This is a genomic window from Echinicola salinicaeni (genome assembly GCF_014280965.1).
GTDB classification, from domain to species: Bacteria; Bacteroidota; Bacteroidia; order Cytophagales; family Cyclobacteriaceae; genus Echinicola; species Echinicola salinicaeni.
Genome location: NZ_JACODZ010000009.1, coordinates 56,491 through 72,371, shown reverse-complemented (window position 1 = coordinate 72,371; position 15,881 = coordinate 56,491). Strand labels below are relative to the sequence as shown.

General features: G+C 33.7%; 17 protein-coding genes. 5 read left to right on the top strand and 12 right to left on the bottom strand.

Annotated elements, in window-relative coordinates:
• Positions 1-103 precede the first annotated feature (103 nt).
• Positions 104-691 (bottom strand): DUF6252 family protein, encoded by a 588-nt coding sequence (locus H7U17_RS17590; RefSeq protein WP_186758070.1) that lies wholly within the window; start codon positions 689-691, stop codon positions 104-106.
• A 483-nt stretch (positions 692-1,174) separates the two neighbouring features.
• On the opposite strand from H7U17_RS17590, the gene H7U17_RS17585 reads away from it, so the two are divergent.
• On the top strand, positions 1,175-1,354 hold the full coding sequence (locus H7U17_RS17585; protein ID WP_186758069.1) for a histone H1: 180 nt from the start codon (positions 1,175-1,177) through the stop codon (positions 1,352-1,354).
• Between the two features lie 421 nt (positions 1,355-1,775).
• Here H7U17_RS17585 and H7U17_RS17580 read toward each other — a convergent pair whose 3' ends face one another.
• Both H7U17_RS17580 and H7U17_RS17575 read right to left on the bottom strand, forming a co-directional pair.
• A complete protein-coding gene (locus H7U17_RS17580) occupies positions 1,776-2,255 on the bottom strand; it encodes a YbhB/YbcL family Raf kinase inhibitor-like protein (protein WP_186758068.1) in 480 nt (159 codons plus the stop codon).
• 272 nt (positions 2,256-2,527) lie between these two features.
• A complete protein-coding gene (locus H7U17_RS17575; RefSeq protein WP_186758067.1) occupies positions 2,528-3,526 on the bottom strand; it encodes a phosphotransferase in 999 nt (332 codons plus the stop codon).
• 214 nt (positions 3,527-3,740) lie between these two features.
• Between H7U17_RS17575 and H7U17_RS17570 the strand changes: the two genes are divergently transcribed.
• Both H7U17_RS17570 and H7U17_RS17565 read left to right on the top strand, forming a co-directional pair.
• Positions 3,741-4,202, top strand: a complete 462-nt coding sequence (locus tag H7U17_RS17570) for a hypothetical protein (protein WP_186758066.1) — start codon at positions 3,741-3,743, stop codon at positions 4,200-4,202.
• A gap of 13 nt (positions 4,203-4,215) precedes the next feature.
• Complete coding sequence (locus H7U17_RS17565) at positions 4,216-4,677, top strand: pyridoxamine 5'-phosphate oxidase family protein (protein ID WP_186758065.1); 462 nt, start codon at positions 4,216-4,218, stop codon at positions 4,675-4,677.
• A gap of 18 nt (positions 4,678-4,695) precedes the next feature.
• Here H7U17_RS17565 and H7U17_RS17560 read toward each other — a convergent pair whose 3' ends face one another.
• Positions 4,696-5,763 (bottom strand): response regulator, encoded by a 1,068-nt coding sequence (locus H7U17_RS17560; protein ID WP_186758064.1) that lies wholly within the window; start codon positions 5,761-5,763, stop codon positions 4,696-4,698.
• A gap of 268 nt (positions 5,764-6,031) precedes the next feature.
• Here H7U17_RS17560 and H7U17_RS17555 point away from each other — a divergent pair, with 268 nt between their 5' ends.
• The gene (locus tag H7U17_RS17555; protein WP_186758063.1) at positions 6,032-6,880 is read left to right on the top strand and encodes a universal stress protein; all 849 of its coding nucleotides are present in this window, start codon (positions 6,032-6,034) and stop codon (positions 6,878-6,880) included.
• An 83-nt stretch (positions 6,881-6,963) separates the two neighbouring features.
• On the opposite strand, the gene H7U17_RS17550 is transcribed toward H7U17_RS17555, so the two are convergent.
• The 7 genes from H7U17_RS17550 to H7U17_RS17520 all read right to left on the bottom strand — a co-directional run bounded on the left by H7U17_RS17550 (position 6,964) and on the right by H7U17_RS17520 (position 14,398).
• Positions 6,964-7,191, bottom strand: a complete 228-nt coding sequence (locus H7U17_RS17550; protein WP_186758062.1) for a BON domain-containing protein — start codon at positions 7,189-7,191, stop codon at positions 6,964-6,966.
• Between the two features lie 117 nt (positions 7,192-7,308).
• Entirely contained in the window at positions 7,309-7,767 is a 459-nt protein-coding gene (locus H7U17_RS17545; RefSeq protein ID WP_186758061.1) for an Hsp20/alpha crystallin family protein, read from the bottom strand.
• Between the two features lie 67 nt (positions 7,768-7,834).
• Entirely contained in the window at positions 7,835-8,053 is a 219-nt protein-coding gene (locus tag H7U17_RS17540) for a YgaP family membrane protein (protein WP_186758060.1), read from the bottom strand.
• A gap of 128 nt (positions 8,054-8,181) precedes the next feature.
• On the bottom strand, positions 8,182-9,750 hold the full coding sequence (locus tag H7U17_RS17535) for a sensor histidine kinase (RefSeq protein ID WP_186758059.1): 1,569 nt from the start codon (positions 9,748-9,750) through the stop codon (positions 8,182-8,184).
• 151 nt (positions 9,751-9,901) lie between these two features.
• Positions 9,902-10,759: a glycerophosphodiester phosphodiesterase family protein gene (locus H7U17_RS17530; protein ID WP_186758058.1), complete on the bottom strand. Its 858-nt coding sequence runs from the start codon at positions 10,757-10,759 to the stop codon at positions 9,902-9,904.
• Positions 10,760-12,019: 1,260 nt separating this feature from the next.
• Complete coding sequence (locus H7U17_RS17525) at positions 12,020-12,847, bottom strand: universal stress protein (RefSeq protein ID WP_186758057.1); 828 nt, start codon at positions 12,845-12,847, stop codon at positions 12,020-12,022.
• 726 nt (positions 12,848-13,573) lie between these two features.
• Positions 13,574-14,398: a hypothetical protein gene (locus H7U17_RS17520; protein ID WP_186758056.1), complete on the bottom strand. Its 825-nt coding sequence runs from the start codon at positions 14,396-14,398 to the stop codon at positions 13,574-13,576.
• A gap of 147 nt (positions 14,399-14,545) precedes the next feature.
• Between H7U17_RS17520 and H7U17_RS17515 the strand changes: the two genes are divergently transcribed.
• Positions 14,546-15,010, top strand: coding sequence for a rhodanese-like domain-containing protein (locus tag H7U17_RS17515; RefSeq protein WP_186758055.1), 465 nt, complete (start codon positions 14,546-14,548; stop codon positions 15,008-15,010).
• A 78-nt stretch (positions 15,011-15,088) separates the two neighbouring features.
• On the opposite strand, the gene H7U17_RS17510 is transcribed toward H7U17_RS17515, so the two are convergent.
• Positions 15,089-15,871 (bottom strand): glycerophosphodiester phosphodiesterase, encoded by a 783-nt coding sequence (locus tag H7U17_RS17510; protein ID WP_186758054.1) that lies wholly within the window; start codon positions 15,869-15,871, stop codon positions 15,089-15,091.
• Between the last annotated feature and the right edge of the window lie 10 nt (positions 15,872-15,881).

Here is a 15,881-nt window from a genome sequence, read left to right as displayed (position 1 = left end):
CGCCTCATAGTTGTAAATTTTAGTTGATTTTTATAAAACTTGGTTGATGTATTACAATATTGACACCTAATTTATCAATAATGATTAAAAGACTATTAAATTACTATTTTCCCCATTTAACATCTTCGAACTTCCCTTCCGTCACATTGATTTCGATTCCTGTCTCATCATCCAATGCCACAAAAGAAAAAGTACCAGAAAATGTTTTTGTTTCATGATCCACTTCTGTTATTTCCAAAGAAACTTTCTTGGTATGATTGGAACTGGCTTTATATATACTTTCATCACTCTGGACGGAAGGGCGCTCTTCCACAGCTCCCATTACACCTACAAAATCACCAGGCCTGTTCTCCAACTCTTCCCATGTTTCATAGGTATTTCCTGCTCGCAATTCTTCAATTGAAAAGCCGCCTATTTTAAATCCCACAGCCTTGGCACCACCTTCATCCTGTAATTCAGCCCCATAAACTGTTAATAGAAAATATTGGTCTCTTTCTAAAAGTTCTCCTTTCACCAAATCAAGGATAGACTCATTATTATCTGCCGCAAAATCTACTCCATCTAGTTTACATGTGATTTTTTCTTCTTTATTATTTATAATATCAATATCAAATGACGGTATGCAAGCAACTGTGCTAAATAAATATAACACAAATAAGCCAACTGAAAATCCTGTCCTTCTTTTCATCATTACAAAAGTTAATTATAAAGCCATTCTGTGTAATTCTATTTTCAATTTGTAGATTTAAACCACAGTTTATTCTACAAAAACCCTACTAAGCATCGCTTTTAGGCCCTACGAAGCCCTTAAAACTATGATGAATCGCTTAGTTGCTTGAAAGCACTTATCTTTTCACATACCGTGCCATCAAATAGGTGAATTCGAAAGAATGGTCTGGAAATCATTAGGGAATCAATATATCCGAAGAATTATTCATAAAGATTTAATTGAAAAAATCGAGGATATAAAATTTTGATTTTCTCCTAAACTTCAAGTAATTAAATAAAAAAATGAGGCTTACGTAACTGCAAAGTTCTAATATGATATTTTCCCTAAGCTTTATCATATTAAGTAATGGATATAATTTTTTTGAAAAATTTTAACTAAAATAAATTATAGATTAAAACACATTTTAAATATATTGGAATTTTAAAACCAAAAATAAACAACAAAATGAGCAGATTTTCGGAAGCAAAAGAACTAGTAGAAGCTTTAGAAGCAGATTTCGCAAAGTTTTATGAGCAAGGTAACAAAGCAGCAGGAACTAGAATTAGAAAAGGCATGCAAGACCTTAAAACACTAGCACAAGATGTTAGAAATGAGGTAAGTGCCATAAAGAATGGCGAAAAATAATTTTTATTAAAAGGGGCTGTCTCATAAATCTCCGTCATTACAACCCTGTCTTCATCAGTAAGATAATCTTCTACTAGGTACAATTAAAGGACTTCAAGATCACTTCATTTTATGCTGATCACTTGCCTAGAAGATATTCAGTGACAGATTTAATTATCTTAGACAGCTTCTTTTTCCTCTCATATTTTAATCTTATCAACAACAATGATTAGTATTCTTTCTTATTTAATCACTTTTTGATTAAACAATTAAGCGCGTTTCATACTAGCCCCCTTTAATGAACCGATATTTCCTAGAATTAAAAAATTACATCATTCCTAATTTCCTCACGAATTCAATCCTAAGAATGCAAAAATAAAAAGAAGGATACAAAGCCAAATAATCCAGATTTGATAGCACTACTAGGAATAGCATTTAGAATTCATCCAGCTATCTTGACCAAATTGAACTGCTCGGATCGCTCATAATAGCCCACCAATTCGCCATAGCCAATAATATGGTACCGAATGCCTTCTTCTATATCCAGGCGGGAAACATTTTCGTGATTAAAGTATAAAAAGTCATCCAAAGCATAAATCCTAAACAGGTATTTGTGCTTGCCATGATCTGGACAAGGACCTGTATAACTTTTATTGTTAAAATCATTTAAGCCACATAAACAGTTTTTTTCATTTTCATGAATTATACCTGATGCAGGAATATTATATGCTAGCCAATGTACTGAACCTGACTGGGGCATTTCATTATCTTCCATGATCACTGCTATGGATTTGGTGTTTGATGGCAAATTACCTGTCTCGATGGGTGGGTTGATGTTTTTACCATCACAGGTATAAATCATAGGAATTCTATTGTTCTTTAAAATTTTTGAGCATGAAATATTTAAAGCATGTCTTTTCATGGTAAGTCTGGTTTACATAATGAATATGATTAAAGGTAAGCACTGAAAAAATTATTTAAAATGATGAATATCATACATTTAACATATTCTAATTTAGGGTTTTATTTATTTTATCCAAATGACATTAATATGTTCGCTATACCTTTATCGATTTACCACTTAGAAAATAGGGAAAAAAAATCCACATTGATTTATATGATTTCTCTTTTCACTTCCAAAGTACTTAAGTATACCTACTAAACTTGTCCAAACACCCTTTCCAAAAAAAGATATTAAAAGCTAATTTGTGCCCTATAATGGCGCATCAAATTCCAATATTTTAGAAGCATATCTTCCTCTCTAACAATCAATGATTTCGGCAATGTTTGTTTGGCCCTTAGACCGTGAACTTTTGCCCTAATATTAGCTCTTAGACACTTGTAATAAACAAAAAGTGATTGGTCACTCGCCTCATTGATGATAGGAATGTGCCTCCTGTATTCTTCCAAAAAACAACGTGATAGATCTTCTCTACCTGCCGATTCTAAATCCATGCAGACAAATGCAATCTCATACAAGAGATCTATCATTCTAAACTCGTCATTATATTCTATACAGTCGAAGATAATCGGTTCGTGATCAATAAAAATATTACCTAAATGTAAATCTCCATGTACATCCCTAAAAAATCCTTTATTGATCCTTTCTCGGATATCAATGGCATGTTGTTGCAGAAATTCATCACTCCAATCCGAAAAATCATAAATTTCCTTCTCAGAAATAAGGGTATTGGGTATTAATTGCTCAATATCATTGAAGGTCACTTTGGCCTTTGCCAAATCAAATGATGGCTTTACTACTTTGGTAGTCTGATGAAACTGTGCAATACGAGCTGCCAACTGCGTAATATCATTAGTTTTTAATTTATCCTGCATTAAAAGAAAATCCATTTTCCTACTTTCATCTATCCGGATCATCTTTACTGCATAATCTATCAATTGGCCTTTTTGCTCTTCTAAATACCATTTACCATCATGAAAATATATCGGACATAAAGAAAGGTAAATATCAGAATAGCGACTGTTTAATTTGATTTCTTTTTCTACATTCCTTTTACGCTCTTTTAAACTGGAATAATCCAAAAAAGACGTTTGAATGGGTTTCTTAACCTTAAAAGCATATCCATCTGACAGGATAACCCATGAAATATGGGTCTCTATCAAATACCCATCCAAGGCTTTTCCGTGAAAGATTCCCTCCTCTACCAATTTATCTATTTCATCTTGACGCATATTTCTTCAAAATTATATCATTATGATTTCTTATAAATTCCTGAAAACCCAATCCACAGGCCTAAATTCAATGTATCATATAACTTTAATTTTACTGGATATCATCAATATTCCTATATTCAAACACATCATCCCAAGTGATTACAATCATAAGATCCAAATGATTTTCGACATCTTAATTTAAGGAAATTATAGGTAGTATAGTATTATGGAAATGATGGAAAATAAAATCAAGCTTAAAAATGAATTGTTGAAAGAATGTCGCAAAAAACAGCAATCATTGATCGATGATTTCCAGCTTCGATTGCATGAACTCAAAGGACTTCGAAACTTGGATGAGGAGGATATTAATAGCGGAAATAGAAAGACCTTTGACCGATCAGAGTATAACTCCCTATTCCAAGCCTTGGACTTTGCCGAAGCTGAAATGGGAATATTGTCTTATTTATCATCAAAAAGCAAAAAGCTGGACAATAAAGTTGAACTCGGTTCAGTAGTGATAACCGATGTGGCTACTTTTTTTGTATCTGTGAGTATTGAACAATTTTCTTCTAATGGCACGAACTATCTAGGCATCTCTACCCATAGTCCTTTATTTATTGCTATGAGAGGGTTAAAAGCTGGAGATAGCTTCGAATACGAGGGGAAAAAATATTATATCAAGGATGTATTTTAGAATCCCATAAACCATGATAGGAACCTTAACTAACGACCAAATAAGCCACGTCTTATATGGACAGAACATTGGCCGAATAGCCTGTCAGAATAATGGCAAAATATATATTGTTCCTATTTCCTACGCCTTTGATAAAGGCTTTATCTATGGCCATTCTAAATTAGGTATGAAGATTAAAATGATGAGAAAAGTACCCAATGTGTGTTTCCAAGTAGATTCTATTGATAATATGACCAACTGGCGAAGTGTAATTATATGGGGCGAATATGAAGAGCTAACAGATGAAGTGGATTATCGATATGGCATTAAACTCCTTGAAGATAAACTTACTCCTTTTGTACCTAGCACTGCAATTCGGTCCCTCCCTGAAAAAGAACATAGCCAACCAGAAATTGTGCAAAAAAGTACGCGCCCCATTGTTTTTAGAATTAGGATTTTAGAACAAACTGGCAGATATGAAAAATATGTCCATTAATGACAAATCAGAAATAACTTAATGGTATTGTATCCGGATTAGTTTTTCTCTTTCCAATACTTCCAAGCCTTCTAGACTTATATCAATTAATTTTTCATCCTTAAAATCTGCTAAGGTGCGGTTGAGGGTTTCGGTAGTAGTTCCGACAAGATTTGCGATATCCTTTCTGGCAATCTTGATCACAGATTCCACTATACTTCCAGTCTCTTTTAAACTTAACTTTAGTAATACACTGGCCACTCTCTGCCTTACTGAATGATAGGCAATTTCCAATAATCGCTTCTCCAGCTCATCTATTCTAGTTGATAACAATTTGAAAAACCTTTGAGCAGTTTCCTTGTTCCCATAAACCATAGTCAAAAAATCATCTTTTGAGATAATATTCAATTCAAGTTCTTCCAAAGCTTCTGCATTTTCTACATAGCTACCACTCTCCAGCAAAGCAACATAACCAAGAAAATCACCTGGTTTGTGAAAACCAGTTATAAGCTCTTTTCCAAAAGAATTGATTTTGAATGTTTTCACATGACCTTTCCGAATCTGGAAAAGCACATTTGGGTTTTGACCTTCCATATAGATCAAGTCCTTCCTTCGGAATTTTCTAGTCTGTAATTTAGATGAAAAATCCTCTAAATTAAGCGCCGGCCCTTTTGATGCTTCTTCTTTTTCAGGTTTGGACTCATGCTTGGTGTTACTCTCAAATTCCAATAATGATTTTCTCTTCTTTAATCTCATCTCAACCACCTTCAACAAATCCAAACCTTCAAAAGGTTTGCTGATATAATCATCTGCGCCTAAATTCATGCCTTCCCTGAAATCCTTTTTATCAGCCTTGGCCGTCAAAAAAATAAAAGGTATATCTGCTGTCTTGGAATCATGAGAAAGAATGTGCAATACACTATAACCATCCAATTCTGGCATCATAATATCACACAAAATCAAATCAGGGACAAAATTTTTTGCCATTTCCACCCCTTCCTTTCCATCTTTTGCTACCTGTACCTGATATTGGGCAAATTCCAGTATGCTAGAGATGTTCTCAGCCATTTCCGTATGGTCTTCTATCAAAAGAATCTTGTGGCCCATAGTTCATAATGTTTTAATTTATAACAATTTATAGACTGTTAATCAAATAAATTATGACTTTAGTCAGCTATTAGCCTATAAATTTCATCTATAAACAGATTTTGGTCAATTCGTGATAAAACCTATATATAATTTAATAAATCATGATTAACACACCACACAAATCACTAAATTCCAAACATTTAACCGATTAATGAGGAAAATCATCATTTCAAAAAATCCAGCACATGGATAATCAAAACAAAAGAAATTAGATTCATAATAAAAAATGAATAATATCCTCGTTCCATATGATTTTTCAGAAACAAGCAGAGAAGCCCTAAATTTTGCCATTAAAATTGCTTCTGTAAATAAAGCTAAGATAACTTTGGTCCATATTATTTATGCTTCACCACTCTACAAAAGTGTGTATTTCGATGAAATGACTGTTACCCCCTCTGGTCCAAGCATCACACAGCAATTGCAGTTGGATGCTCAAAAAGAACTCGATAAGGTCAAAAATGAAATCGTTCCATTGCCTATCAAATCTGAAATAAAAACCAGTACTGGTGATATAGCTCCAGCAATATTGTTGGAAGCGCAAAAAGCAAATGCAGATTTAATTGTTATGGGAAGAGCTAATTCCAATATCATTGAAGATCTTTTTCTAGGCTCGATTACCGAAAAAATAATACGTAAGTCAAAAATACCAGTATTTGCTATTGACAAAGCAATAGAACCTTCTAAAATTCGAAAGATACTATGTCCATCCAACTTAAAAGAAGAGAAAAATGAATTCTTTCTCGAACTGAAGAAACTCCAAGAATATTTTCAAGCAGAACTCCACCTACTATTAGTTAATACACCTCAACATTTTCAAACTGATGACCAGGCAAAGAAAAAATTTGAAAATTATATCAAAAACCATGACTTAAAAAACTGTACAACGCATTTTGTAAATTACTTGTCAGAAGACAAAGGGATTGTTGAATTTCAGTCAAAACATCATATGGATATGATAGCTATGTCTACCCACGGAAACAAAGGCATAAAACATTGGTTTCAATTAGACATCACAGAGGAAGTTATCCAACACTTGAATTGCCCAATTTGGACTTATTACCCACATAATATTTAAAACAAAATATTATGCCCTTTCAATAAATTAAATTTCACCCCTGTCTTAATTATAAAAGGATCTCATCTGAAACAAAACTATCATCAATCAGCATGCGGAATAGTTCTAATCTCCAGATCATTCACTATTGATTGAATTCCCGGAATACTTCTGGCCAAATCCTCTATATTATCCCTATCCATCCAAGATTGCACATATCCTTTTAAGAATAAATTTCCCTCATTAATTTCTATATGGACATAATTAGGTTCTGCAAGACCTAGTGTTGCCAGTTTATCGGCCACCTGCCTTTTTGTGATTGAATTTTCCATTTTCTTTAAAATTAAAATTGATTTAGTTAGCCTTTATTCCAATATTAAGAATACAAAAAAGGATCAGTAAACATCCTTTACAGGGCTGATCCTTTTTGATTTACATCTTGGTTCAAGTTATTTCACTTCAATCTTATGAACAGGTTTTGCTGGGGTTTCTTTAGATTTTGGAATAGTAACTTTCAAAACCCCTTTACTGTATTTTGCCTCGATTTTTCCTTCATCTATATTATCTGGCAAACCAAATGACCTAGAAAAACTGTTAAATGAATATTCCTTGCGGGAAAACTCATCTTCTTTAACATCTTTTTCTTCTTCTCTTTCAGCGCTGATACATAATGTGCCATTTTCAATTTCAATATTGAAATCCTTTTGTTCCAATCCCGGTGCAGCTAAGTCAATCCTATATTCCTTAGGTCCCTCTGTTATATTAGCTGTAGGCATATTGATGCCCAATCTAGAAGACATTAAATTAGTGTCAAAGTCAAACAGATCCCTATTGAACCAACTCATTGGCTGCAACAAATCGGAGAAAACGGAATGGCTACCATTATTTTTTTTAAGTGCATGTGACATGACTCCCTCCTTGGTTTTTATTTTTTGTATTATTTATTCTTTTAAGTGAAATACTCACTTTACTATTTCACCTACTCTCAGTTCCCTTTCTCACACAGGTAGAAATACCCAAAACTGAATAAAAGGGACAATATCCAAACGCTCCGGTAAGTAATAATATACCGCCCAGGATAATCAGAACTGTACTCCAAAAGCCGACTATAAAACCTCCTGATGCCAGAATTATAAGTACAATGGCTAGGGTCATCCTGATTCCTCTATCCAATATTCCCATGTTAGCTTTCATGATTTTTTTCTTTAATATAAACCTTATTCAACTGCATTTCAGTGATTAACAACACAGTAAACTGATGATTTTAATCAAAAGCCTGATATAATAAAAATTGAAAAATTAGCTATCCGATTAAGCTAGAATCAAACTTTATCCTGCTTGCTATTTTGAATTGGAATTTGAACTTTAAAAACTGTTCCTTTATTAATATGACTATCTACCGTAATGCGTCCTTTCAATATTTCTAGATATCTTTTGACAATACTTAAGCCTAATCCAGTCCCTTCAATATTAGTCGCATTTTTAGCCCTAAAAAATCTATCGAACAAATGTTTCTTGTCCTCTTCGGGAATTCCAATTCCCATATCCTCTACTTCCAGTATTAATTGGTGATCGAAACAATATACTTTAAGTTTGATTTCACTGTTTTTATCTGAAAACTTAATCGCATTGGAAAGCAAATTGATAATAATATGCCTTAAACTTTGTTGGTCCAATATTTCAGGGCTATCTACATCTTTATAATCCACAAGGATTTTCTGCCCCTCTTTCTTTATATTTTCAACATCATCCAAAATCCCACCTACAAACTCCTTTATATTGGTCTCGGTAAAATTGGCAACCATCCCCCCTTCATCCAACTTGCTTAGTGATAAAAAATCATTGAGTATGGCTGTCATATTATTAACAGATCGTCTTATCCGCTGTAAATGGGTGATTTTATCATTTGTATGACCGTCCTTAACAAAATTTTCCAATAAAAACACAGAAGACAAAATAGTACTTAATGGCGTGCGAAATTCATGAGAAGCCATCGTCAAAAACCTGGATTTTAGCTCCCCCAATTCACGCTCCTTCTCCAAAGACTTTATTAGCTCCCCTTCCATTTTCTTAAATTCTGCATTATTTCCCTCCAAATTCCTCAATGCAGCTTCCAAATCAGCTGTTCTCTCCTTCACCTTTGATTCAAGAACTAAATTTAATTTTTGTATTTGGTTTTCCGCTTGTTTTCTAGCTGTAATATCTATAATAAAAGCAATTACCTTAATTCTATTAGATTCCTTAAAATATCCTAAACTAACCTCCACCGGGAACGTTAATCCCTCTTTATTAAGCCCAAAAAGCTCCAGATTTTTACCCATAGCTCGGTTTTTGGGCGATTCTATATATTTTTTCCTCGCTTGGACGTGAACTTTAGAATATTTCCCTGGTATTAGGGTCTCAACTGGCTGACCTAACAATTCTGCTTCTTGATATTTGAATAGTTCCAAACAGTGTTTGTTGACCATTTCTATTTCCCCTGCTTCATTGACCATAAGAATTGCCTCTGAAACATTTTCAAACATATCAAAAAGTCTTTTCCTCTCTAGCTGTATATTTTTAACTATCTGTTTGTATTTAAAATGAAAAAACAGACTGATAAATAGCAATATTATCCATGTATAAGCAGGATACAAAGTATTGGGTTCAATACCCTCTTCAACATACATCCAAACATAAGACAATAAAATAACTAGGCTTGAGCTGAGACCATAAAGAATAAAATTACCATTCTTTAACTTCATCCAATAGGGATAAATCACCATCAAAATAAAAAGTACATACCAAGGCTCGTTAGCTTTCCCAAAAAATATTACTCCTAGCAATATTGAGAGATTGAGTAAATGCCCAATAAAGAAATGCTGGTACAGTCTTTTCCAATCTTTAAACATTGCTATCACTTAAACTAAAAACAATATAATGCGCTTTCATATATCGCATTAGCCAAGAGGAATTTAACAAAATTATATTGATGGAAAAAGCATTTCAAATAGCAAAAGAACTGTAAAACAGGAAAATAAATTTTAAAAGAGCTTAGTAATTTTAGTAGGCAGCTAAGCTTGAAGCTTTAGAATTGATACCTACCCAAAATGCTGGCAGGTCAGTCTGCACTATATTTGCGCCTTTTCTGATCCAAGCTTCGGCCTTTTCCTTATCTTTTGATTCGTCTAACTCACTATCCAATGTACCTAAAGAATTGATCCAAATTCTAAGTTCATATTTCTCAGCCAGCGCAATGGTTTTTGAGTTATAAAAACTTGGGTCAATATGTACAATCTTGGGTTTAAGCTGCTTCACTAATTTCTTTATATCCTTTGGCTTATAGGCCCTTGGCATTAATAAAGCTTCTGGAATAGAATCCTTTATCACGGCCAATACCTTCCAATCTGAATCAAAGAATATCAAATCCTCTTCCATATTCAATTCTTTTACCACTTCTAACACCACACCGACCTGATTGGTTTTCAAATCCATATCGACCAATATTTTACCCCTGCAGACCAAAAGAGCCTCTTTCAATGTAGGGATTTTGGAAGAACTTGGTATTCCTTCGTATTTCAGGTTAAGGCTTTTTAAATATTCCCATTCCAAAGATTCAACTTCTCCATTTCCTGTTGTTGTTCTGTTTACTGTTTGATCATGCATGATCAAGGGAACACCATCTTTGCTTACTCGAATATCCAATTCTACAATATCTACTCCCAAACGGATAGCTTCCTGAATGGCCTCCAAACTATTTTCAGGATGAAACCGATGTGCCGCCCTATGCGCGGCCACCATTAGTTCGTCTGATCTATGAAAACGTTCCTTAATTAGCTCTATTTGAGCATGACTTGTGAATACAATAAAAAAGGCAAAAAAAGATAGCGCCTGTCCTTTTAAAATTCTAGGGTTGATCATAACAAAATTATTTTACTGCTTGAATTCTTTTCGTTGTTCTTGGTATAAAACTGTTCAATTGGTTATTTCCTGAAGCTTCTCTTTCCCAACCAAAAGCATCACAAAGGTTTCCTTTGTCTTTAAATACTTAGCACTCCAATTAATTTCCAATCACCTTAACCCAGTAAAAAAGTTGGGTATTTTAGACTTTCCTATCTATCCACAAGTCATCAACTATTTCACACACATTTGGTCACACTTAAAGCAAAATATTCACATTGGACCTGTTTCTAAAATCATATTGCCTTTATCATAAAGCATTGCCCCACATTCAAAAGCCTGATCATAACCTTCTATTACCAAATCTACATCAAATTATTGAAAAAAAGGACGTAAAAACGCCTGTATATCTTCATTATTTAATTAGGTCTAGTAGAATTTACAGGGTAACAAAAGTAATTGCCGTCCATTTCCCAGAACCATTTTTGGGTATAGTAAATTGAGGATCATAATTTTTGGAAAATGTTATAGCTATCTTCACGATTTCTTTGACTGAAAAATATAGATGTGGAAATTTGAAAAATGGCAAATATTAATTTTAAGACTTTCTTTAAAAGTTCTCCTATTTATCAATCAATTTCACTACTATCCAAAAATTACCACTTAAAATTTCATTTTTAAGCTTATTATTTAGGTCAATCAATCAACTTTTTCCGAAGCGAATTACGCTAATAATTATTTTAAAACGTTCAGGATTTTTCACATCAAGCTTATAAGGAAACCTTCTCACTTCCTGTTGAAAAACACTGGTTTTAGTAATCTCTATTAAATAGTCAGCAATCAAAAAATTATAATAGATTACTCAAATCTTATCTATACAATTAAACTTTTACAAAATATTTAACACCTATTTCAAATGTTTTTTGATACAATTCATCCAAATATTTAGACATTTCATCAAATACTGACCTAGATCTTATCTTTAATATTACTAACTATTAATATTTTATTGTAAATCAGTATATTTCCTCAAAATGCTTCCAATAAGCCAATAGTTACAATTAAAAAACTAATAAGATTTATGCATATCCGCAAGGACACCAGCAGCTTCTGGATAGTATGATAATCTTTCAAAAAGCTCAGGAGAGCTTTTGAACTCATTAGTTCCTACAATACATCATTCGCGGAATTGATGATAGCATTCCCTATTTGGTATATGCTGCTTACTCTTATTATCTAACACCTATTCTTTATTTATCCTTTCCATTTCATAAGCAGCTATCAATCTGTATGAAGAACCAAAATCGGAAGTTCAGTCTTAAAAAGTACAGTATCAGTTACCCCAATTTGATAACTACTGTTTTCTCCTTTATGATCTGAAATAATAGTAATCCAACCTATATTTCTTGACTTACAAAACTCTACTATACCATTTTCAATTTCGTGATGGTTATAAATATGTTGATGCACAGTAAACCCATTAAATTTTTGAGCCAATTTATCCAACAAAACCTCAGTTTTTGTATCTGCCATAAAGTGCTCTGGCGTATTGACATATAATAGATGAAGTGAAGGATGAAAACCATTAAAAAGAGGAAGCAACTTATCCAAATTTCCATCAAGCTGGTTATTCAAAGAAGTAGTTATGGCCATTTTTCTCCAAGAATTACCATCAATGGCATGCTTGACAGCCAATACCGGGCAGGTAGCTTTTCTAATGACCTTTTGAATATTCGAGCCTATGAACTTCTCTCCTTCAGTTCCCCTGCCATAAGCCCCAATAACTATCAATTCAGCTCCTATTTTTTTGGCCAAGGACAGGATTTCTTCATAAGGCACCCCCACCCTAATACTTATATCCACAGGAACTTTGCCAATACTATGCTTCTGAACAAAAGCATCCAGCTTATCTTTAGCTTCGACCTCTTGATCAATAATGTCCTTATGTTTCGTCTTCTCTTCTGTTGAAAGTTTATCCCAATCCAACATGGTATTGACTACATTCACCAGACTTAGCTGAGCTTTGAGTTTTTCAGCAATTTTCAGTGCACTTAAAAAGGCATTTTCTGAATATTTAGAGAAATCTACGGGAACCAGTATTTTTTTCATGATAATTTGACCATTAAATTGAACATTCAAGTCCTGAAAAGTTCATGGATTTAAACATATATCAACTTTTCTGTTTTGACTATTCCTAAATATCAACAAGTTATATCAAAGAAAAAATGACCAATTTTGGTATAATTGATGACTTTAATCATCCTGAATAGTCGCCTAGAAATTTTAAAGACTTGAATTAATGATGGCATATTAGGCTATAACTATTGCCCTACTTTATCATTATTGGATCAAATGGAAAATGAGGTTTAGTGAAAATAAAAAGTACGCTACGTGTTATAAAATATTTATTCTTTACCCCAAAGAAAAGTGTATTTGGCTTTAGTGAGAACAATTAAGAACTTCTTTTAATTGGTGGAATTATCTGAATTTACATCAAACAAAAAATTCCCGGAAATATTCCCGGGAATTTTAACCTTTTCAAACCCTAATTATAACCTATTAAACGATTCTATAAGAACAAATTAGGTGATTTATTAGGACATATACTCTAATATATTTACCTAATACCAATACTAAATTTGCCTAAAGCAAAAATCATATTATCTTTTGTGCAAACCTATTATATATTTAGCTACAGTTCGACCTTACCATTCTTAGCCTAGACTATTTTTCCAATACCAATAGGAATAAAGTACTTGATCATTTTGATACCTTATATTTAAACCATCAATAAACTCCCCTAAAGTCTGATTAGAACTGACTTTACATTTACTATTAATAAGCTTTAAATGCTTTAATCATAGGTTCTCCCTTTGACTCTTTGATTTTCAACCTTAATCCATCCACTTCCATTTCTTCTAGTACTGTGATATGCTTATGTCCAATAGAGCTTCCTTCATAATTTTTTTCCCATTTCCCATTGACCTTTCCCTCCAATACAAAAGTTCGGACACGCTCACCAAATCGTATATCTTCTTGTAATACGACTTGATTGATCGTCACATCTTTTTCCAGTTTTAGCTTGAGTTTATTTCCATTACCAGCTATTTCAGCTATTGGTGCTGCATATCTTCTTTTGACTTCATCTCCAAATTCCTTCATACGATTGGCATCTGCTTCAGGAACCAAACCTCTATCATCAGGTGTAATTCCTAAAATCAACGTACTGTTGTGACCAACGCTGTTTTCATACATATGCATCAAATTCTCCAAAGGGAAAATATGTTTTTCATCATCAGGTTCCCAAAACCATTCATGCCGTCCGTTATAGCCTCTAAGTGGCGCATCACTCATAGCGGGCATAAAATATTTCCCCTCAGGATCACCATACTTGATTGGCCTAAACCCTATAGAATCTCCCCTATTGGCAAACCAAGAAGGTGCATGGTAAGTCCCCCAACAAGGATAAGGAACAGTTCCTGACTCACTTCCACCCCATCGGATATCTGCTCGATCAAGGTTGTGGTAAAAAATAGTATTCGGCTGGTTCTTCTCTACTATGCCTTGCACATCTGGACCACCTTGCTCAGGGCCATGAGCACCTCCATCAAACCAAATAATGGCCAAATCACCATACCCAGAGGTAAGCTCTTCCACCATTCCCTCACGTCAAACACTTCCCGTCATAATCCCCTATCAAATCATAAACTCCAATGTTATTAATTATCCAAAGTTCTCTTCCAATCGAGTGGGTGTAAATTAGTTTTTCTATCTTTAAATGAATAAACATTATCAAATAGCTTTACTATGAAGTCATTAATCCCACAACTAAAAAAAATAAATCACCCTGCATTGTATTTGGTCCTCTTGCCTGTGTTGCTGGTTTTAATAATTGCTGCTCAGCAAAAAGAACCTTGGACTGCACAGCAAATGATGCCACCAACTGAATTGGTCAAAAAACTACAGTTACCTGATGCTAAACAGCCTATTATCATCAGCATAGGGCCACAGGCCGTTATCAAAAACTCTATTGATATTGGCCCCGGTGAAAACAAGGATAACCTTAAAGACTTAAAAACTAGATTGGCAGATGTTCCAAAGAATGCTGAAATAGTTATTTATTGTGGATGCTGTCCCCTTACCAAGTGCCCAAATGCTAGACCTGCTTTTACGCTTCTGAATGATATGGGCTTTAAAAATCATAAATTACTAGCCCTATTGACTAATATAAAAGTCGATTGGATTGATAAAAATTATCCATTGGAAAAATAAATCATATCATAGTTAATTAATGTAAAAAAGAGCGAAACAAACCATTAGGATGAATTTCGCTCTTTTTTGATATAAAGATCAATTATAAAAGTATGGATCAAAAATGCTGTCAACTTGAAAACAACTTACCCCTGCATCCTTCATTTGGTCAATAATTGCTTTGGCAGTTTCCATAAATCCCTGATCCTTTATTGCCCAAGCATTTACGGCCCCCACTACTTCAATATCATTTTGTTTTGCCCAAACTATATCTGATTTACTGATCTTACTAGAAAACAAATAATAATCATGAGGATTATAAGAGGCCATTTTCTTATTTTCTTCTATTTGTTTTCTAGTACAACTGAGCTTGATCCTCCCGGTAAAAAATGATGTCGATTCATCAGTACCAATCATCAGTGCTCCTTTTCTTAGTTGGTATTTTTCCAACAATCCTAAAATAACATTAAAAGCACTTTCATCATAACCAGCAATTTTATTATCAATCATCACCTTGATCTTACCTTGGCATGCTGCCAATACCGTTTCCAACTGAAGCACTTTTTGTCCATTCTCACCTTCCAATTTTTGGATTTCCGACCAAGTCATTTCAGAAACCAATTTTCCATTTCCATAATATCTAACAAAATCCTTATCATGATGGGTAATAAGCATCCCATCCTTGCTAAGCCTAACATCAACTTCTACCATATAGTATCCTCTATTGATGGCTTCAGACAGAGATGCCAGACTATTTTCTGGAATACTATCATTGACCACCCCACCACGATGGGCTATCAATCGATAATTCCCACTTATCACCCTTTCTGCACTTTGTCCAAAAACATTCTTATGATTGATGGATGACAAGGCTAAAGTCATCAAAATGTAA